Source organism: Brevibacterium sp. K72, from assembly GCF_050562175.1.
In the GTDB taxonomy this organism is placed as follows: domain Bacteria; phylum Actinomycetota; class Actinomycetes; order Actinomycetales; family Brevibacteriaceae; genus Brevibacterium; species Brevibacterium casei.
In genome coordinates this window covers 993,693-1,013,536 of sequence record NZ_CP191582.1, presented here as the reverse complement: position 1 = coordinate 1,013,536, position 19,844 = coordinate 993,693, and the positions used below count along the sequence as shown (strand labels likewise).

The 19,844-nt window shown below is 65.2% G+C and carries 16 protein-coding genes and 2 tRNA genes; 9 read left to right on the top strand and 9 right to left on the bottom strand.

Annotated elements, in window-relative coordinates; translation table 11 throughout:
• Positions 1 to 120 precede the first annotated feature (120 nt).
• Complete coding sequence (locus ACQ1RG_RS04495) at positions 121 to 1,647, top strand: multicopper oxidase family protein (protein ID WP_144587792.1); 1,527 nt, start codon at positions 121 to 123, stop codon at positions 1,645 to 1,647.
• Positions 1,648 to 1,731: 84 nt separating this feature from the next.
• Here the strand turns inward: ACQ1RG_RS04495 and ACQ1RG_RS04490 are convergent.
• The 9 genes from ACQ1RG_RS04490 to dnaA form a co-directional block, all read right to left on the bottom strand.
• A tRNA-Ala gene (locus tag ACQ1RG_RS04490) sits at positions 1,732 to 1,804 on the bottom strand.
• 151 nt (positions 1,805 to 1,955) lie between these two features.
• Positions 1,956 to 2,029 (bottom strand) — tRNA-Ile (locus ACQ1RG_RS04485).
• 122 nt (positions 2,030 to 2,151) lie between these two features.
• Positions 2,152 to 2,985 (bottom strand): DUF3566 domain-containing protein, encoded by an 834-nt coding sequence (locus ACQ1RG_RS04480; RefSeq protein ID WP_009376910.1) that lies wholly within the window; start codon positions 2,983 to 2,985, stop codon positions 2,152 to 2,154.
• A complete protein-coding gene (gene gyrA, locus ACQ1RG_RS04475) occupies positions 2,982 to 5,567 on the bottom strand; it encodes a DNA gyrase subunit A (protein ID WP_009376908.1) in 2,586 nt (861 codons plus the stop codon). The genes ACQ1RG_RS04480 and gyrA overlap by 4 nt, the downstream gene beginning before the upstream one ends.
• 122 nt (positions 5,568 to 5,689) lie before the next feature.
• A complete protein-coding gene (gene gyrB, locus ACQ1RG_RS04470; protein WP_131248440.1) occupies positions 5,690 to 7,687 on the bottom strand; it encodes a DNA topoisomerase (ATP-hydrolyzing) subunit B in 1,998 nt (665 codons plus the stop codon).
• A gap of 200 nt (positions 7,688 to 7,887) precedes the next feature.
• Positions 7,888 to 8,400, bottom strand: a complete 513-nt coding sequence (locus ACQ1RG_RS04465) for a DUF721 domain-containing protein (protein ID WP_009376903.1) — start codon at positions 8,398 to 8,400, stop codon at positions 7,888 to 7,890.
• A 13-nt stretch (positions 8,401 to 8,413) separates the two neighbouring features.
• The gene (recF, locus tag ACQ1RG_RS04460) at positions 8,414 to 9,553 is read right to left on the bottom strand and encodes a DNA replication/repair protein RecF (protein ID WP_009376901.1); all 1,140 of its coding nucleotides are present in this window, start codon (positions 9,551 to 9,553) and stop codon (positions 8,414 to 8,416) included.
• Complete coding sequence (dnaN, locus tag ACQ1RG_RS04455; RefSeq protein ID WP_009376899.1) at positions 9,554 to 10,693, bottom strand: DNA polymerase III subunit beta; 1,140 nt, start codon at positions 10,691 to 10,693, stop codon at positions 9,554 to 9,556.
• 517 nt (positions 10,694 to 11,210) lie between these two features.
• Complete coding sequence (gene dnaA / locus ACQ1RG_RS04450) at positions 11,211 to 12,824, bottom strand: chromosomal replication initiator protein DnaA (RefSeq protein WP_167559771.1); 1,614 nt, start codon at positions 12,822 to 12,824, stop codon at positions 11,211 to 11,213.
• A 406-nt stretch (positions 12,825 to 13,230) separates the two neighbouring features.
• Between dnaA and rpmH the strand changes: the two genes are divergently transcribed.
• The 8 genes from rpmH to ACQ1RG_RS04410 all read left to right on the top strand — a co-directional run bounded on the left by rpmH (position 13,231) and on the right by ACQ1RG_RS04410 (position 19,002).
• A complete protein-coding gene (rpmH, locus tag ACQ1RG_RS04445; RefSeq protein WP_009376895.1) occupies positions 13,231 to 13,368 on the top strand; it encodes a 50S ribosomal protein L34 in 138 nt (45 codons plus the stop codon).
• 2 nt (positions 13,369 to 13,370) lie between these two features.
• A complete protein-coding gene (gene rnpA / locus ACQ1RG_RS04440; RefSeq protein WP_040341370.1) occupies positions 13,371 to 13,745 on the top strand; it encodes a ribonuclease P protein component in 375 nt (124 codons plus the stop codon).
• A complete protein-coding gene (yidD, locus tag ACQ1RG_RS04435) occupies positions 13,717 to 14,088 on the top strand; it encodes a membrane protein insertion efficiency factor YidD (protein ID WP_223289831.1) in 372 nt (123 codons plus the stop codon). The genes rnpA and yidD overlap by 29 nt, the downstream gene beginning before the upstream one ends.
• A gap of 107 nt (positions 14,089 to 14,195) precedes the next feature.
• The gene (gene yidC, locus ACQ1RG_RS04430; RefSeq protein WP_009376891.1) at positions 14,196 to 15,152 is read left to right on the top strand and encodes a membrane protein insertase YidC; all 957 of its coding nucleotides are present in this window, start codon (positions 14,196 to 14,198) and stop codon (positions 15,150 to 15,152) included.
• 8 nt (positions 15,153 to 15,160) lie between these two features.
• Positions 15,161 to 15,682, top strand: coding sequence for a protein jag (locus tag ACQ1RG_RS04425; protein WP_009376890.1), 522 nt, complete (start codon positions 15,161 to 15,163; stop codon positions 15,680 to 15,682).
• A complete protein-coding gene (gene rsmG, locus ACQ1RG_RS04420; RefSeq protein WP_240941080.1) occupies positions 15,675 to 16,313 on the top strand; it encodes a 16S rRNA (guanine(527)-N(7))-methyltransferase RsmG in 639 nt (212 codons plus the stop codon). The genes ACQ1RG_RS04425 and rsmG overlap by 8 nt, the downstream gene beginning before the upstream one ends.
• A gap of 66 nt (positions 16,314 to 16,379) precedes the next feature.
• The gene (locus ACQ1RG_RS04415) at positions 16,380 to 17,276 is read left to right on the top strand and encodes a ParA family protein (RefSeq protein ID WP_009376888.1); all 897 of its coding nucleotides are present in this window, start codon (positions 16,380 to 16,382) and stop codon (positions 17,274 to 17,276) included.
• The gene (locus ACQ1RG_RS04410) at positions 17,269 to 19,002 is read left to right on the top strand and encodes a ParB/RepB/Spo0J family partition protein (RefSeq protein ID WP_009376886.1); all 1,734 of its coding nucleotides are present in this window, start codon (positions 17,269 to 17,271) and stop codon (positions 19,000 to 19,002) included. The genes ACQ1RG_RS04415 and ACQ1RG_RS04410 overlap by 8 nt, the downstream gene beginning before the upstream one ends.
• Positions 19,003 to 19,844: the final 842 nt, after the last annotated feature.

The window sequence follows — 19,844 nt, the reverse complement described above, 5'->3', positions numbered from 1 at the left end:
CCCAACCTCTTTCGGCTCACGCCGCACACCGCGCCGACGCGCCTCAGCGGCTGCACGCCTGTGCGCCTCTGCACCGCCCGCTCACCGTGAGCACGATCCAACTGATTTGGAGAACACACCATGACCGGCAACCGACCTCTCAACTCGCGTCCGCTGCATCGTCGCGGCTTCCTCACCGGAGCCCTCGGCGTCCTCGCCCTCACCGGCTGCGCCGCCCAGGCCTCGGGAGGCGACTTCCTCGACCCTGCCTCACAGCGCGTCGACGACGCCGAAGCCGACCGCGAGACCACCGGCGAGACCGTCACCGTCACCCTCACCGCGGCCGCCTCGACCCTCACCCTCGGCACGACCACCGCGGAGACGTGGAGCTTCGGGGAGATCCCCGCTCCCGTCATCCGCATGAACGCCGGTGACCGCCTCCAGGCGACCCTGCGCAACCGCCTGCCGGAGGAGACGACGATCCACTGGCACGGACTCGCACTGCGCAACGACATGGACGGCGTACCCGCGGTCACTCAGGAACCGGTCCCGGCAGGCGGTGACTTCACGTACGACTTCATCGCCCCGCATCCGGGAACCTACTGGTTCCATCCGCACGTCGGCGCTCAGCTCGACCGGGGACTCTACGGCGCCCTCATCGTCGACGACCCCGAGGAGACGCTCGACTACGACCGCGACTGGGTGATCATCCTCGACGACTGGCTCGACGGCGTCACCGCGACCCCGGACGAGGTCCTCACCGAACTCACCCGCGGCATGGGGGACATGGGCGGGATGGACCACGGCAGCATGGGCGGGCCGATGCGGATGGGCAACACCCTCATGGGCGCGAGTTCCGATGTCCTCGGCGGCGATGCCGGCGACGTGTTCTACCCGCACTACCTCGTCAACGGCCGCGGTCCCGACGACCCGGAGACCTTCACCGCCAAGCCGGGCGAGCGGATCCGCCTGCGCATCATCAACGCCGGCGGCGACACCGCGTTCCGTCTCGCCCTCACCGGGCACCGCCTCACCGTCACCCACACCGACGGCTTCCCCGTCGAGCCGACGGAGACCGACTCGCTGCTCCTCGGCATGGGCGAGCGGTATGACGCGATCGTCACCGTCGGAGACGGTGTCTTCGCCCTCGTCGCCGAGGCGGAGGGCAAGACCCAGCGCACGCATGCTCTACTCCGGGCGGGGTCCGGGCAGCCTCCCGCCCTCGACGGGGAGATCGGCGAGTTCGGGGCCGCGCCGCTGACGGCCGAGGTGCTCACCGCCGCCAAGTCAGTGGCGCTGCCGTCGAAGACGCCCGATGAGGAGATCACCATCCGGCTCACCGGGTCGATGGCGAAATACGACTGGGCCTTTGACGGGAACCGCTTCGACCATGCGAAACCGCTCGAGAACGCGTGGGGCATCTCCGAGGGCGACCGGGTGCGGGTGCGCTTCGTCAACGACACAGACATGTGGCATCCCATCCACCTCCACGGGCACACGTATCAGCTCGCTGGCGGAGGCCCACGGAAGGACACGTCGATCGTCCTGCCCGGGGCGACCCTGACCGTCGACTTCGACGCGAACAACCCGGGTCGGTGGCTCACCCACTGCCACAACGTCTACCACGGAGAGGCCGGGATGATGGGAGTGATCGCCTACCGGGCGTAGCTCTCGACTGGCCGGGCACGACGAAGGCCCCGAACCATCAGGTTCGGGGCCTCGGTCACGAGTGCTGTCTCAAAACTACTCGAGTGGAGGTAAGGGGACTCGAACCCCTAACCCTCTGCTTGCAAAGCAGATGCGCTACCAATTGCGCCATACCCCCAGGTGGGTAATCACCCTACACCGAATCGGTGTGCTTTGACCACTCGGCTTGGGCACGCTGATTCGTGTGCCGCCACCGGAAGAACACTCCCAGCCCCACGAGCGTGAGCCCGGAGAGAATCCACTTCTTCATGATCCTCCTCGAAAGGAAGTGGGCCTACCTGGACTTGAACCAGGGACCTCTTCGTTATCAGCGAAGCGCTCTAACCGCCTGAGCTATAGGCCCTTTCGGGGTGAACCCGAAGTAAAAATATACCGAACCGGTCATCCCCTGCACAAATCCGCGAGCCGTGACACGCCTCACAGCCCGCGGATCCGCGTCGATTCCGTCCGGGGACGGACACTTCGTCAGTCGTCGGTGAGGGTGAGGTGGAACCCGCCGGCGATGAGAGAGCCGATGTTGTAGATGAACGCAGCCAGGGTCGACAGCGCCGTCATGAGCACGATGTTGATGATCGCGATGATGAAGCCGGCAGCGACGACCCGACCGAAGCCGAAGATGCCGATGAGGCGCTCAGCGGACTCCGCACCGGCGAGTTCTGTCATCGTGGCCTCGAGTCCGCTCATCACTCCGGTGGCCTGGAGGACGACCCAGAGGACGACGAAGGCGACTATTGTGGCGATGCCGATGGCCACGGACATGAGGAACGACATCTTCATGACCGACCACGGGTCGACGGCGGCAACGGTGAGGCGAACGGTCCGGGGACCCTTCTTCTTCTTTCCCTTCCCGTTGTCGACCATGTTCTTCACGCCCATCTTCACGCCCCCGGAGCTCGCCCGGACCGTGTTCGCGACGTTGCCCATCACCGAGGTGGCCGGACCGCTGCCGGTGCCCTGGCCTGCCGCTGAGGTCTCCGCCGAGGCGGTCGACGCCGCGGCCGTGGCAGGACCGGAGCCCGTGGAGGGGGCCCGTCCGGGCTTCGGTGAGGCCTTCGGGGCAGGAGGGGCGACGACGGTCGACTTGTCGTCGGTCCGCGATCCCTTCGCCGAGGCGGGAGTGGACGTCGTGCCCGTCTTCGGGGCAGCGGCGGGCTTGGATCCCCCCGAGCGGTTGCCGGCGCCCGCAGAGCCTGAGGAGCCGGACGAGGAGTCGGTCTTCGAGGAGCCGGCGGTCAGGCGGGTCGATCCGCTCGACGTCCTGATGATCTTGCCGGGTCCTGTCTGCTTGTTGTCGCTCACTCTTCCACATCCTCGCTGCCGGTCTCGGTCTCGACGGCCTCAGGCGTCTCCGCCTCCGGTGCCACGACCTCAGCTTCGACTGCCTCGGCTTCGTCTTCGTCTTCCACCGCGGTCTCGGGTCCACGGGTTACTGCGATGATACGGTCATTCTTTCCCGGCTTCGCGAACACCACACCCATGGTGTTGCGTCCCTTCGCAGGAACCTCGTCGATGTTCGACCGCACCACCTTACCGCGCTCCATGACGACGAGGACCTCTTCACCCTCGTCGACGATGAGGCCGCCCACCAAGTCTCCGCGCTGTTCGGTGATCTTCGCAACTCGGATGCCGAGGCCGCCGCGGCCCTGCACACGGTACTCATCGACCGGGGTGCGCTTGGCGTAGCCGCCCTCGGTGACGACGAAGACGTACGTGCCCGGCTGAACGACGTCCATGGTGAGCAGTTCGTCGTCGTCCTTGAACTTCATGCCCGTGACACCGCCGGTGACGCGGCCGAGGGGACGGATCGAATCGTCATCGGCAGCGAAGCGGATCGACATCCCCTTGCGCGAGATGAGGAGCAGGTGGTCCTCGGAGGAGACGATGCGGGCGGAGACGAGTTCGTCCGGCTCGCCCTTGTACTCGCGGAGGTTGATGGCGATGACGCCGCCGGTGCGGTTCGAGTCGTACTCGCTCAGGCGGGTCTTCTTCACGACTCCGGACTTGGTCGCGAGGATGAGGAATTCCGCCTCGTCGTAGTCGCGGATCGAGAGCACCTTCGCGATCGTCTCACCCGGCTGAAGTGCCAGGAGATTCGCAACATGCTGTCCCTTCGCGTCCCGGGAACCCTCAGGGATCTCATAGGCCTTGGCCCGGTAGACGCGTCCGGTGTTGGTGAAGAAGAGGAGCCAGTTGTGCGTCGAAGTGACGAAGAACTGCTCGACGACGTCGTCGCCGCGCAGCTGGGCGCCCTTGATGCCCTTGCCGCCGCGGTGCTGCGCGCGGTAGAGCGTCGACTGGGTCCGCTTGGCGTACCCGCCGCGGGTGATCGTGACGACGACCTCCTCCTCGGGGATGAGGTCCTCCATCGACACGTCCCCATCGAAGCCGGCGAGGATCTTCGTCCGCCGGTCGTCGCCGTAGCGTTCGACGACCTCGTCGAGCTCCTCGGAGACGATCTCCCGCTGCCGGGCGGGGGTCTCGAGGATGAGGTTGTACTCGGCGATGAGGGCTTCGATCTTCTCCGACTCCTCCTGGATCTTCAGCCGCTCGAGGGCCGCGAGGCGGCGCAGCTGGAGATCGAGGATGGCGTTGGCCTGGAGTTCGTCGACCTCGAGGAGCTCCATCAGTCCCGCCCGCGCCTCGTCCGAGGACGGGGAGCGGCGGATGAGGGCGATGACCTCGTCGAGGGCGTCAAGGGCCTTGAGGTAGCCGCGGAGGATGTGGGCGCGCTCCTCGGCCTTGCGCAGACGGAACTTCGTCCGGCGCACGATGACCTCGATCTGGTGCTTGACCCACAGGCGCAGGAACGAGTCGAGGGAGAGGGTGCGCGGCACGTTGTCGACGAGCGCGAGCATGTTCGCGGAGAAGTTCTCCTGCAGCGAGGTGTGCTTGTAGAGGTTGTTGAGCACGACCTTGGCCACGGCGTCGCGCTTGAGCACGATGACCAGCCGCTGACCCGTGCGGCCCGAGGACTCGTCGCGGAGGTCGGCGATGCCGGCGACCTTGCCGTCCTTGACGTAGGAGGCGATCTTCGCGGCGAGGGTATCCGGGTTGACCATGTAGGGCAGCTCGGTGACGACGAGGCAGGTCCGACCCTGGATCTCCTCGACCTCGACGACGGCGCGCTGGGTGATCGAACCGCGACCGGTCCGGTAGGCGTCCTCGATGCCCTTGTGGCCGAGGATTGTGGCGCCGAGCGGGAAGTCGGGGCCTTTGACGATGCCGAGGAGGGCTTCGAGCGCCTCTTCCTTCGTCGCCTCGGGGTGGGAGAGCAGCCACTGAGCGCCGGCGGCGAGTTCGCGGAGGTTGTGCGGCGGGATGTTCGTCGCCATGCCCACGGCGATGCCGGCCGAACCGTTGGCGAGCAGGTTCGGGAACCGCGAGGGCAGGACGACCGGTTCGAGGCTGCGGCCGTCGTAGTTGGGCTGGAAGTCGACGGTGTCCTCGTCGATGTCGCGGACCATCTCCATCGCCAGCGGAGCGAGCTTGCACTCCGTGTACCGGGGCGCCGCGGCACCGTCGTCGCCGGGCGAGCCGAAGTTGCCCTGGCCGGCGATGAGCGGGTAGCGCATCGTCCACGGCTGGACGAGGCGGACGAGGGCGTCGTAGATCGCCGAGTCGCCGTGCGGGTGGTACTGACCCATGACGTCGCCGACGACGCGGGCGCACTTCGAGAAGTTCCGGTCGGGACGGTACCCGCCGTCGTACATCGCGTAGAGGACGCGGCGGTGGACGGGCTTGAGGCCGTCGCTGACGTCGGGCAGTGCGCGCCCGACGATGACGCTCATCGCGTAGTCGAGGTACGACCTCTGCATCTCGAGGTTGAGATCGACCTGTTCGACCCGGTTGATCTCGGTCGGTGTTTCGAATTCGTCAGCCAATGTGGGCTCTTCCCTTGTGTTCGAACCGTTCTTCTGGCGTCATCTCTGCGGACGCGAACGGCGGCGGATGGAATGCGCAGCGGATCCCTCGCCGAGGTGGGGCCACCTCGGCGAGGTCGTGCTCAGATGTCGAGGAAGCGGACGTCCTTCGCGTTCTCCTGGATGAAGCGGCGACGCGAGTCGACGTCGTCGCCCATGAGGACGGTGAAGATCTCGTCGGCGACGATCGCGTCGTCGAGGGTGACCTGCTTGAGCAGGCGGGTGTCGGGATCCATCGTCGTCTCCCACAGCTCCTCGTAGTTCATCTCGCCCAGACCCTTGTAGCGCTGGATCGCCTGCTCCTTGGGCAGGCGCTTGCCCTCGGCCTTGCCGGCGGTGAGGAGCGCATCGCGCTCCCTGTCGGTGTAGGCGAACTGGTAGTGCGCGTTCGACCACTTGATCTTGTACAGCGGCGGCATCGCGAGGTAGACGTATCCGTGCTCGATGAGCGGCTTCATGTACCGGAAGATGAGCGTGAGCAGCAGCGTCGTGATGTGCTGGCCGTCGACGTCGGCGTCGGCCATGAGGATGATCTTGTGGTAGCGCAGCTTCTCGAGGTCGAACTCCTCGCCGATGCCGGTACCGAAGGCGGTGATCATCGCCTGGACCTCGTTGTTGCCCAGGGCCCGATCGAGGCGGGCCTTCTCGACGTTGAGGATCTTGCCGCGCAGCGGCAGGATCGCCTGCGTGAAGGGGTTGCGGCCCTGCACGGCGGACCCGCCGGCCGAGTCGCCCTCGACGATGAAGACCTCGGAGATGTCCGGGTCCTTGGACTGGCAGTCCTTGAGCTTGCCGGGCATGCCGGAGGTCTCGAGCAGGCCCTTGCGACGGGTCGCCTCGCGGGCCTTCCGCGCGGCGAGCCTGGCCTGCGAGGCCTGCAGCGCCTTGCGGACGACGTCCTTGGCCTGGGCGGGGTTCGACTCGAACCAGTGGCCGAGCTCATCGCGGACGACGCGCTGGACGAAGCCCTTGACCTCGGAGTTGCCGAGCTTCGTCTTCGTCTGGCCCTCGAACTGGGGGTCGCCGACCTTGACGGAGATGACGGCGGTCAGGCCCTCGCGGATGTCGTCGCCGGTGAGGTTCGGGTCCTTCTCCCGCAGCAGCTTCTGCTCGCGGGCATAGGCGTTGACCAGCGAGGTCAGGGCCGTGCGGAAGCCCTCCTCATGGGTGCCGCCCTCATGCGTGTTGATGACGTTGGCGTAGGTGTGGACGGACTCGCTGTACGCCGTCGTCCACTGCATCGCGATCTCCAGCGACAGCGTCTGCCCGGCCTCCTCGGCTTCGAAGACGATGATGTCGGGGTTGATGAGGTCGACCTTCTTCGCCGAGTTGAGGTACTGGACGTAGTCGAGGAGCCCGTGCTCGTAGAGGTACGTCGCCTCGCGCGGCTTCGCCTCGGCTTCTTCGTCCTCGTCGATCTGGACGTTGTCGTCGTCGACCTGGACGTGGCGTTCGTCGATGAGCCGGATCTTCAGGCCCTTGTTGAGGAACGCCATCTGCTGGAAGCGGGCGCGCAGGTACTCGTACGAGAAGTCGGTCGTCTCGAAGATCTCGGCATCGGGCCAGAACGTCACGATCGTCCCGGTCGCCTCCGTCGGCTCTCCGCGCTGGAGTTCACCGGTGGGCACGCCCCGGCGGAAGTCCATCGTCCAGTGGTAGCCGTCGCGCATGACCTCGACGTCGAGGCGCTCGGAGAGCGCGTTGACGACGGTCGAACCGACGCCGTGGAGACCGCCGGCCACGGCGTAGCCGCCGCCGCCGAACTTGCCGCCGGCATGGAGGATGGTGAGGATGACCTCGACGGTGGGCTTGTGCTCGGTCGGGTGCATCGCCACGGGCATTCCGCGTCCGTTGTCGGCCACGCGCACGCCGCCGTTGGCGAGGATCGTCACATCGATGTCATCGGCGTACCCGGCCATCGCCTCGTCGACGGAGTTGTCGACGATCTCCTGCACGAGGTGGTGGAGACCACGCTCCGAGGTCGACCCGATGTACATGCCTGGACGTTTGCGGACTGCCTCGAGACCTTCAAGTACCGTGATATCCCCGGCATCGTAGTGGGACTGTTCCTCGGTCGTCATGTGACTCCTCGTGCAAATGAACGCTATCAGCTGTCCATTCTACCGCGCGGCGGACAGAAATGCCCGCAAGCGGCCCAGAAACGTCCTCTCCCGCTTTTTCCGACCGGCTGACGTACCCCCGGACACGATGGGACCCGGCTATGGCCGCTGGTGGCTTTCTGTGGATTTCCGGGTTCGGGGGTCGTCGGCAGCGTCCGAGCTCACCCGAAGGTGTCCCGCGGACCTCGCCCGCGCACGCTGCGCCGGCCCTTCTTGAAGCTGCGTCCCTGCGGCCCCCGGATCTCGAGCTCGGTGATCGTCGCGGACCCGAGTCCCGCCTCGAGGGCACGGAGGATCGTCGGGCGCAGGACACGGAGCTGCGTCGCCCACGTCGTCGAGTCCGCGGCGATGACGAGCAGCGGCGGGGAGAAGTCGACGGGAGTGGCGTGCCGGGCGACCTGTTCGCCGACGAGGTCGGACCAGCGGCCGAGGACCTTGCCGATGTCGATCGACGACGACCATCCCTGGGTGGCGATGAAGCCGCCGAGGACCGAGGAGATCGACGTCGGGTCCCGCCTGTCCTTGCCCGCCGAGGTGTAGGTGACGTCCGTGCGGACGCGGGAGCGGCGGCGCCCCCGGATGAACCGCGCCTCGGTGACCTCCATCCGGCGCACCCGGTCGAGGGCTTCGAGGGCGGCGACAGGGGTCGAGGGATCCCGCTCGATCCCGCTCATGCCCGGCCTCCCGTCATCGCTGGGCTCCCGCGCCGAGGAGGGCCGCCTGGCCGATGCGCTCACCGCCGAGGCCGTCCGGCAGGTCCGCATCGACGGCCGCGGTGACGAGGACCTGTTCGGCCTCGGTGATCCGCGAGGCCAGCCGGCTGCGCCGACCGGTGTCGAGTTCGGCGAAGACGTCGTCGAGGACGAGGATCGGCTGTTCGGCAGGCGTTCCGGCGTCGGCGCTGAGCAGGTCCCAGCCGGCGAGCTGCATGGCGAGCGCGAGCGACCACGTCTCCCCGTGGGAGGCGTAGCCCTTCGCCGGGTGGGAGCCGATCATCAGGGTGATGTCGTCGCGGCCGGGTCCGTGGAGAGTGAGTCCGCGTTCGATCTCCGTCGTCCGTCTCCTCTCCAGGGCGGCGAGGAGGAGCTCCTTCGCCTCGGCGGCCGAGGCGACCTGCGAGTAGTCGATGCGCGAATCGTAGGCGACCGTGACTCCCTGCCGTTCGAGTCGGGCATCGGCGGCGATGTACGCGAAGTTCTCCTGCAGCGGGGCGACGATGTCGGCGAGCACCCGCTGACGACCGAAGACGAGTTCGGCGGCGGAGTCGGCGTAGGCCATGTTCCAGATGTCGAGGGTCGCCTCGAGTCCGGGATCGCGGTCCTCGCGCAGCCGCTTGAGCAGGGCGTTGCGCTGTTTGAGGGCCCGATCGAAGTCCGTGATCACCGAGGCGAAGCGGGGATTGCGGGCGACGACGAGGGTGTCGATCCACGAACGCCGCTCCGCCGGCTCCCCGCGGACGAGGCTGAGGTCCTCGGGGGCGAAGACGACGGCGGAGACGAGCCCGAGGATCTCCCTGATCCGCACCGGGGACCGGTTGACCCGTGCCCGGTTCGCACCCTTGGACTGGATGGAGACCTCGACCGTTGCATGCCGCTGCCCGCGGTTGACGAGCGCGGAGACCGTCGCCGTGCTCGCGCCCTCATTGACGAGCGGGGCGTCGAAGGCCACACGATGCGAGCGCAGGTGCGCGAGGTACCCGACCGCCTCGACGACGTTCGTCTTGCCGGTACCGTTGTCGGCGACGAAGGTCGTCACCCCGGGCGCGAACTCGAGATCGAGCTCAGGGTACGACCGGAAGCCACGCAGCGAGAGTCGGGATATCCACATTCAGATGCGCGTGGGCATGAGCAGGTAGCGATACGACTCGTCGGCCGAGGCCTCGAGGTCCTTCTGCCCGGAGATGATGACGGGCTTCATCGGCTGGGTGAAGGAGAAGTTCACGTACGGGTTCTCGATGGCGGCGAGGCCCTCGGCGATGTAGTGCGGGTTGAAGCCGACGGTGATCGGCTCTCCCTCGAGGACGGCTTCGACGGCCTCAGACGCCTGCGCGTCGTCACCGGTGCCGGCGTGGAGGGTGAGCAGGCCGTCGGTGACCTCGAAGCGCAGCGGGGTGTTGCGCTCGGCGACGAGGGAGACACGGCGGACGGCTTCGCGGAGGACTGCGGTCTCGACGATCGCGTGGATCGGCACGGAGTCGGGGAAGAGCGAACGGACCTTGGGGTACTCGCCCTCGACGAGCAGCGAGGTCGTCACCCGTCCCGCCGAGGTGAACGAGATGAGATCCTTGCCAGAATCGGTGCTCAGACCGATCGTCACGTCACCGCCGAGGGACTTCGAGACGTCGGAGAGGGTGCGACCGCGCAGCAGAGCGACCGCCGAGACGTCGGGGCGCCCGGGATTCCACGTGAATTCGCGGACGGCCAGCCGGTAGCGGTCGGTGGCGAGCAGCGTCACCTTCTCACCCTCGATCTCGACGCGCACGCTCGTGAGGATCGGCAGGGTGTCGTCTTTCGAGGTCGCGATCGTCACCTGGGAGACGGCGTTCTGGAATTCGCCGGCGGAGACGGTGCCGGAGTCGTCGGGCACCTGCGGCAGCGAGGGGTATTCGGCCACGGGCATCGTCATCAGGGAGAAGCGCGAGGATCCGCACGTCACGTCGACCTTCGAGCCGATCTGCTCGAGGGTGACCTCCTGGTTGGGCAGGGCCTTGGAGATGTCGGCGAGGAGGCGGCCGGAGACGAGCACGGTGCCGGGCGAGACCACCTCGGCGGAGATCTCGACTCGCGAGGAGACTTCGTAGTCGAAGACGGCGAGGCGAACGGTCCCGCCGGTCTCGGCGGTGATGAGGATTCCGGTGAGGACGGGAGCAGAGGGGCGGTTGGGGAGGGTCTTGGTCGCCCAGGTCACGGCGTCGGCGAGGACATCGCGATTGACTTTGAACTTGAGAGGGGTTGCTTCGTCGTTCACTTTACTCCTTCGGGATATCACCCGATGTGCGTTCGGCTTCGGCGTGACGGTGCTCGGAAAACTGTACACAGCCTAACCGATTCCGCGATACCCGAGGACGGCCGAACGAACGGGGAGGACACGCGGAGGAAGCCTGGGAATCTCGGATCCGAGAACCGGTTTCCGGGACGTGTTCGAATACCGAACTGATCGTTCGCTCAGCAGCGCGGAGCCCATGACGTCATCGTCAGCAGACGATGGCGGTCGCCCTCCTGTCACCTGAGATTGATTCAGCAGAAGTATCAGCACCTGTGGAACCTGTGGACGAAACGGTCAGGACGCAGAGCACTCCTGGGATCTCTGCCGTCGTCGGGGTGTGGATCGGATGTGCAACCGCAGGCTGGTGCTCGGGGACGCCTGGGTAAGCACAGCCGTGTAGTTCACATCCGTCCACGTGGCTGCAGGACTCCGTCCCCAGAGTTATCCCCACTGTGGTCGAATTGTCCCCAGAGTTATCCACAGGTGTGCATAGCGTCTTCTATAGGCGGTGCTGTTGTTTGATGCGGTTTGTGAGTTCGGTGACCTGGGTGTAGACCGCCCGCCGCTCGGCCATCTGCGTTCGAATCTTCTTGTTCGCGTGCATGACTGTCGTGTGGTCGCGGCCGCCGAAGGCCTGCCCGATCTTCGGCAGGGAGAGGTCGGTGAGTTCGCGGCAGAGGTACATCGCGATCTGCCGGGCCGTCGTCAGCGTCCGCGAACGCGAGGTCCCGCAGAGGTCGTCGAGGGTGAGGCTGAAGTAGGCGGCGGTCTGCCCCATGATGTCGGCAGCGGTGATCGCGGGGGTGTCGTCCTGGGTGATGAAGTCCTTGAGGACCGTCTCGGCCAGCGACACGTCGACCTGCTGGTCGTTGAGGTTGGCGAAGGCGGTGACGCGGATGAGGGCGCCCTCGAGTTCGCGGATGTTCGATGAGACCCGGGAGGCGATGTACTCGAGGACGTCGTCGGGAACGTCGAGGTGCTCGCCGGCGGCCTTGCGGCGCAGAATCGCGAAGCGGGTCTCCATGTCCGGGGGCTGGACGTCGGTGAGCAGACCCCATTCGAACCGGGACCGCAGCCGCTCTTCGAAGCCCTTGAGCATCTTCGGCGGCTGGTCGGAGGTGATGACGACCTGCTTCGCCTCGTTGTGGAGGGCGTTGAATGTGTGGAAGAACTCCTCGACGGTGGCGTCCTTGCCCTGGAGGAACTGGATGTCGTCGATCATGAGGATGTCGACTTCGCGGTAGCGGCGCTGGAAGGCCGGGCGCAGCGCGTTCGACGTCCGAGAGGAGCCGATCGTGTTGATGAAGTCGTTGACGAACTCCTCGCTCGAGACGTACTTGACGCGGATCTCGGGGAAGAGCTGGGTGGCGTAGAACCCGATCGCGTGGAGGAGGTGGGTCTTGCCCAGTCCCGAGTCGCCGTAGATGAAGAGAGGGTTGTACGCCTTCGCCGGCGCTTCGGCGACGGCGAAGGCCGCGGCATGGGCGAAACGGTTCGACGCGCCGATGACGAAGGTGTCGAACGTGTACTTGGGGTTGAGCTGGGCGACGCCGGGAACGTCGACGGGCGGGGTCGGGGTGGTCGTCGCCTCGGCGATCTCGACCTCGATGCGCGAATCGGCCGGTCGGGTGGCGGTGTCCGCGGACGGTGCGGGAGCGCTGTTCCCCACAGGGGAGGGCTCCGGGGCGGCAGGAGGAGCCACAGCAGGTTCGTCGATCTCCGTCGCCGAGGCGGGGGCCGGGGCGGGTGCGGCGTCGGATGCCGTCGGGGCCGTGGTCTCGGCAGCGGTGGAGGGTTCTGCGGACGCATCGTCGATGAGTTCGTCGAAGCGGATCGGGACGTCGAGTTCAGGGTCGACGACGAAGCCGAAGGTCACGTCGAAGCCGATGACCTTGGAGAACTCCCTGGTCAGCGGCTCGAGGAGACGGGTCTCGATGGTGCGGCGCGAATGCTCGTCACGGACGGCGAGGAGGACGAGGGCGTTGTCGACGAGAGCCTTGGGGAGAGCGAGGTAGAGGAAGCTCTTCTGATGTCGGGTGAGGTCGGCGTCCTGATCCAGGGTAGAGACCACCGTCTGCCATTGGCCGATGAGCTCGTTCTTGGAATTCGACACCGTCGATCCTCTCTTCTGTCGATCGTCTTCGTCGCACGGTCCACACCTGTGCATGACTTCCACACAGTTTTCCACAGTTTGTGGAGGAGTGACGAGTCGGCCGGGCGATACTCCACACGGGTGGATAAGCGTGTGGAAAACTACATGATTGTGACTTGTGGAAGACGGGAGTCGACGCGGAGGTGAATGGGAGTCGACGGCCGGGCACCGTGACGGGGAACATCTCTGAGCGGTTTGACCGGGCCTGAGCGCCTTGGCTAAGATGGAGTGTCCTGTGTACCGGGCTGCATCCGATTCTCTGTATAGCTCTCATGCACAGGAGTGCTCGGCGGTCGAGACTCGCACCGCCGTTTTTTGTGAGAACGCTTCAGGCGTTCATCCGCGATCTAGAAATCGGAGACCTCAAGTGAGCAAGCGTACATTCCAGCCCAACAACCGCAAGCGCGCCAAGAAGCACGGCTTCCGTCTGCGTATGCGCACCCGCGCGGGCCGCGCCATCCTGGCTTCGCGTCGTCGCAAGGGACGTTCCGAAGTCTCGGCCTGAATGTGATTCCGGATGCGCACCGCCTCCGGCACGGCGACGACTTCAGACGAGTCTTCAGAGCCGGTGTCCGCGTGCGCTCGGACCACCTCATGGCGCACAGCCTGAGAGACGTTGATGATTCCCACGCCGCGCGCGTGGGTTTCATCGTATCCAAGGCCGTGGGCAACGCGGTCACGCGCAACCGGGTCAAACGCCGGCTGCGGGAGATCGTCCGGCCCCGGCTGGACGAATTCGGCACGGGGAGCCTGTTCGTGGTCAGGGCGCTGCCGAACGCCGCGGAGGCGGAGTACTCCCAGCTGGCCACCGAGGTGGACGACCTCATCGGGAAGGCCCGGAAGAAGCAGAACCGTGGACGCCGAACACGACCTCAGACATGAATCCGAGGTGCCCGAGCGTCCGGCCGGATTCTGGCCGGGGCTGTGGTGGTTCGTCCGCATCGCACCGAGGATGCCCTTCGTGTGGTTCATCCGCGCGTATCGGGTGGTCGTCTCTCCGCTCTACGGACAGGTCTGCCGGTACTATCCCAGCTGCTCGATGTACGGCCTCGAGGCCTTCGAGATACACGGAGTTCTCAAGGGAATGGTGTTAACTGGGTGGCGAGTGCTGAGGTGCAATCCGTTCTCCCACGGCGGGGTGGACCATGTTCCCGGCTCAGCCCGCGAAGCCCGGTCCCAGATGCTCCATGACGCTGATGCCGGCATGCGGGGCGAGCGTCCGTGAGGGCCTGATACGAGCCGAGAGATCCGCGTCCGCACCCGTGTCGCGACCGACTGACAACAATGGCACAATGAACGATCGTGATGGATCGTTGCAACGAGGAGAACTGAATGGACTGGATCGACAGCTTGCTCTACCCCCTGCAGTGGGTAGTGGCTTGGATCCTTGCGATCTTCCATGACATCTTTACCGCACTCGGTCTGCCCGCAGCCAACGGCTGGACCTGGGTGCTCTCGATCGCGGGTCTGACCGTCGTCATCCGCGCACTGCTCATTCCGCTCTTCGTCTACCAGATCCGGGCCCAGCGGAAGATGCAGCTCCTCCAGCCTGAGATCCAGCGTCTGCAGGCGAAGTACAAGGGCAAGAAGGACCAGTACTCGCGCCAGGCGATGGCCGAGGAGCAGATGGCCCTGTTCCGCGACAACAAGACGAGCCCGTGGGCGTCGTGTCTGCCTCTCCTCGTGCAGATGCCGATCTTCTTCTCGCTCTTCCGCGTCATCCACAACATGCAGAACGTGGCTGAGGGCAAGATCGACGCGATCGGCGGCCTCACCCAGGAGCTCGCCCAGCAGGCCGAGGAGTCCTCGGTCTTCGGCGTCTCCCTCTCGGCGACGTTCATGGATCCGGGCATCACCGTCAAGGTGCTCACCGCGGTCCTCATCATCATCATGGCTGCGACGATGTTCATCACGCAGAAGCAGATGATGGCGAAGAACATGTCGGAGGCCGCGATGGCCAACCCGATGATGCAGTCGCAGAAGATGCTCCTCTACATCATGCCCGTCGTCTTCGGCGTCGGCGGAATCTACTTCCCGCTCGGCGTCCTCTTCTACTGGCTCGTGTCGAACACCTGGACGATGGTCCAGCAGCACATGGTCATCAGGAACATGCCGGCACCCGGGTCGAAGGCCGAGAAGGAGATGCTCGAGCGCAAGGCGCGCAAGGGCAAGACCGTTCCGTCGGCAGAGATCAAGGGGTCTGCGCAGACCACCGTCGAGGCACCGAAGCCGACCGGTCAGCGTCAGCAGCCCGTGAGCAAGAACCGCAAGAAGAACAAGAAGCGCTGAGGTAGGACATGTCAGAAGAAGCCATCGACGACAAGGCTGCGAAGCCGACCCGTGCCGAGCTCCTCGAGGAAGAGGGCGAGATCGCGGCGGATTATCTCGAAGAGCTCATGGACATCGCCGACATCGACGGCGACATCGACATCGACGTCGCCGACGGCCGGGCGCAGCTGTCCATCGTCTGCGAGGACGAGGACGACTCGAACCTGCGCACGCTCGTCGGCCGTGACGGCAAGACCCTCGGTGCGCTGCAGGAGCTCGTCCGTCTCGCCGTGCAGACGAGCACGGGCCAGCGGTCCTGGCTTATGCTCGACATCGACGGCTACCGCTCGAGCCGGCGCGACGAACTCATCCGCAAGGCTGAGGACGCCATCGCCGAAGTCAAGGAGAGCGGCGAGGAGTTCGCGTTCAAGGCGATGAACAGCTTCGAACGCAAGATCATCCACGATCAGGTGGCGAAGGCCGGACTCGTGTCCGAGTCGGAAGGCGAGGGCGACGGACGTCATGTCGTCGTCCGTCCCGCTGATGACTGACCTGACGGAGGTCGAGGTTCCGCCGGCCGGAACCGAGGAGTACTTCGGTGAGGCGTTCCCCCTCGCCCAGCGCTATGTCGAGCACTTGGCGACTACCGGGATCGAGTGGGGCCTCATCGGCCCGCGTGAACTCGACAGGCTGTGGTCGCGGCACATCCTCAACTGCGCGGTGGTCGCCGAGTTCGTCGGCGATGACGACGTCGTCGGTGACGTCGGCAGCGGGGCCGGTCTGCCGGGGATTCCGATCGCCCTCATGCGACCTGAGGCGACCGTCGTGCTCATCGAGCCGATGGAGCGTCGCGTCGACTGGCTGACGATGGTCGTCGACGACCTCGGCCTTGAGAACGTCCGCATCGTCAGGGCTCGGGTCGAGGACCTCGTCGATGAGGAGATGTTCACCGTCGTCACCGCGCGGGCCGTCAAGGCGATGGCCACCCTCGTCGAATGGACGCACGAGGTCATCGGTCCCGAAGGGCGCATCCTCGCCCTCAAGGGGGCCTCGGTCGACAGTGAGCTCGTCAAGGCGAAGAAGCTGCTCAAGCGGTACCGCTTCGGGCAGCCGACGGTCCACCTCGTCGACGGGGGGATCCTCGAAACCCCCAGCCGCGTTGTGGAAATAGCGAAGAAATAGAACGAACTGAAATTGGTTTAGGCTGTCAGTAGCTTTGTGAACCCGATGGATGATGGAGTGCGCCGAATGCCGATCATGGACGAGTCGTCTCCGATAGGTGCCGCGATCGCTCGCGACAACCGTCGCGCAGACCGACTGGCACAGGTGAGCTTCCCCAAACCCGATTCGACTCGCATCTTCACCATCGCCAACCAGAAGGGCGGCGTCGGCAAGACGACGACCGCCGTGAACATCGCCGGTGCACTCGCGAAGCAGAACCTCAACGTCCTCGTCATCGACATCGACCCGCAGGGGAACGCGAGTACGGCACTCGGCATCGACCACTACTCCGACGTCACGAGCATCTACGATGTGCTCATCGACGATGTCCCGATGCGGGATGCTGTGGCGCAGGCACCGGACTTCGAGACCCTGGTCTGCGTGCCGGCGACGATCGACCTCGCCGGTGCCGAGATCGAGCTCGTCTCCCTCGTCGCCCGCGAGCAGCGGCTGCAGCGGTCGCTCGGACTCTACCTCGAGGAGCGAGCGGCGGCCGGGGACCGCGTCGACTACGTCATCATCGACTGCCCGCCGAGCCTGGGGCTGCTCACCGTCAACGCATTCGTCTCCGCGCGCGAAGTGCTCATCCCGATCCAGTGCGAGTACTACGCGCTCGAGGGACTGAGCCAGCTGCTCAAGAACATCCAGCTCATCCAGAAGCACCTCAACCCGCAGCTCTCGGTCTCGACGATCCTCCTGACGATGTACGACGGTCGCACGAACCTCAGCGCCCAGGTCGCCGAAGACGTCCGCTCTCACTTCCCGGAGCAAGTGCTGGGGACGGCGATTCCGCGATCTGTGCGGATCTCCGAGGCGCCGAGCTACGGACAGACTGTCATCACCTATGATCCTCATTCCAGCGGCGCTCTGTCCTACCTGGAAGCCGCTGAGGAAATCGCGAACCGAGGAGTGGAACGTGGCTGAACGCAAGAAGCGCGGACTGGGGCGAGGTCTCGGAGCGCTCATTCCCGATGCTGCGTCGAACGATCGCCCTGTCGACGTGTTCTTCTCCGGCGGCAATGCCGACGAACAGTCCCGTGGTGCCGGTGAGGAGACGAAGGCTGGGCGCAGTCGGCGTACCGACCCTGCGGCGACGATGCAGTCCTCGAGGCGTCGCAAGCCGAAGTCGGCAACTGAGGGTTCGGAGGCGAAGTCGTCAGGCGCCGGGCAGGCGAAGAGTGGGTCTCGGTCGACCGCGAGTTCGAAGGCCGGCACATCGGCGAAGAGTTCAACGACGAAGAGTGCCGCCTCGAAGTCCTCGACGGGCAAGGCGGCCGCAGGCGGTAAGACTGGCGCAGCCAGCAAGGCTGCGGGTGCGAAGACCGCTGCTGCCAAGGGCGCAGCCTCCAAGTCCTCAGCGTCCAAGGCCACTGGATCCACGACGTCGAAGTCGGGATCCGCGGCGAAGGCGGCAGGGACGAAGACGGCCGGAGCGAAGGCGTCGGGTTCCAAGACTGCGTCCCCAGCGGCGAAGCGCTCGTCCGTCGAGCCCGCGACCTCCGAGACTGCGGAGTCTGCGGTGGCGGCTGAGCAGGCATCAGCTGTCGAGGAGACCAGCGCCGTTGACCTCACTGCACCGAACGACGACGTCCGTGAAGACCATCCTGGTGTCTACACCTCGAGGGGATTCAGCGACGACGAGGCTGCCGCGGACGCCGGCCCGGAGACAGAGGCCTCGGCTGAGGAACCGGCAGGCCAGCCGAGTGACACCGGAATGTCTACTACTGATGTAGTAGACGTTGCGATCACGTCGGGCGACGATGGATCCGGCGATGCCGCAGCCGTCAACGACGCCGATGATGAGGCGGACGGCGTTGCTGAAGCGTCGGGAGTCGATTCGATCCCGGATACGGCATTCGGAGAGATCGACGTCGCTCTCGTCGATCCGAACCCTCGTCAGCCGCGGACCGTCTTCGACGAGGATCAGCTCGCTGAACTCGTTCACAGCATTCGCGAGATCGGTGTGCTCCAGCCTGTTGTCGTACGCCGGAAGCCCGGTGAGGCCGAGCGATACGAGCTCATCATGGGTGAGCGTCGACTCCGTGCGACGAAGGAAGCCGGTCTGGAGACGATCCCTGCGATCGTCCGGTATGTCGAGGACACGGACCTTCTCCGCGATGCACTGCTTGAGAACCTCCATCGTGCCGAGCTCAACCCTCTCGAAGAGGCGGCTGCCTACGGCCAGCTGCTCGAGGACTTCGGCTGCACGCAGGAGGAGCTGTCGGAGCGCATCGGACGTTCCCGTCCGCAGATCTCGAACACCCTGCGCCTGCTTCGTCTCCCACCGCTGGTTCAGCGTCGCGTCGCAGCCGGCGTGATCTCGGCCGGACACGCTCGCGCTATCCTCGGTCTCAAGGATCCGGAGCAGATGGAAGTCCTTGCTCAGCGAATAGTCGCCGAGGGTCTTTCTGTGCGTGCCTCTGAGGAAGCCGTTGTGCTCCTCAACCGCGGCGACTCGGTGAATGTTTCACGTGCAACATCGCGTGTGGCGCCCGAGTTCATCGAGGTTGCCGAGCGTCTGGGTGATCGTCTCGATACGAAGGTCAACATCACCGTCGGCAAGCGCAAGGGCAAGCTGAGCGTCGAGTTCGCCAATCAGGAGGACCTCGACCGCATCCTCGCCCTTCTCGGCGTCAAGTCCCCCGAATAGGTCGCTCAGTATCTTCCTCTGATTCGAAGCCCACTCGTCAGAGGAACTTCTCTGGTTACCGCGGGACTGCCGATGCCGAGTCGAGTGATGGCAGGGTCGGTTCGCTCGCGGTTGTTCAAACGTTACCGCGGCCCGTAAGTATTCGTCTTTACAGAAGTCGTTGATCTTTGCGTCGAAACCGGCTGAAAGCACGTTGTTTGGGCTGCCGGTGACACAAATTGCGCAGATTCGCGCCTACGATGATGGAACTCCTGCGGTCACGGCATTCTCAGTGTCATGCGGCTGAACACCATGTCCCCCGTATCAGGTGGTCTCGACTAGGGCATTTCATGAGGTCCGATTGATGCACTTCGCCCTGAAGCGGAGGTACGTATGTTCCACGTGAAACTTGGATGCACTGACTCACGGTCTTGTCACACAAACTGCGTAGTGTCGATCAGACTCTCGTATCACGTAAAACGTGACGCTCAAGCGAGAGCAATCAACGCATTTGAACTAAGGCGACATTGTTTTCCCAGAGGAAACTTCATCGTTGTAACAACTCGACGACGGTTTCAGCTTCTTGTGCGGTCCATTCGCCCGGTGATATGGCTCGGAAGTGTGAGGCGACAGGTGTACGTGTCGACCTAGTTCTTCTTTCGGTTGTTCCACTTTCGGTAGAAGCCGGTGATTCGTTCTAGACCGCTGTCGGATGAAATTGCGACGTAATGAAGGTTTCTGTCCGGCTCGTCCAGTTCGGGATCTTCGAGGATGACTCGTTCGAGGTTTCACGTGAAACTGGAACAGGGTGTTTCACGTGAAACGGGAGGTGGACTATTGAGCTCAGAACGCACGAAATCGAG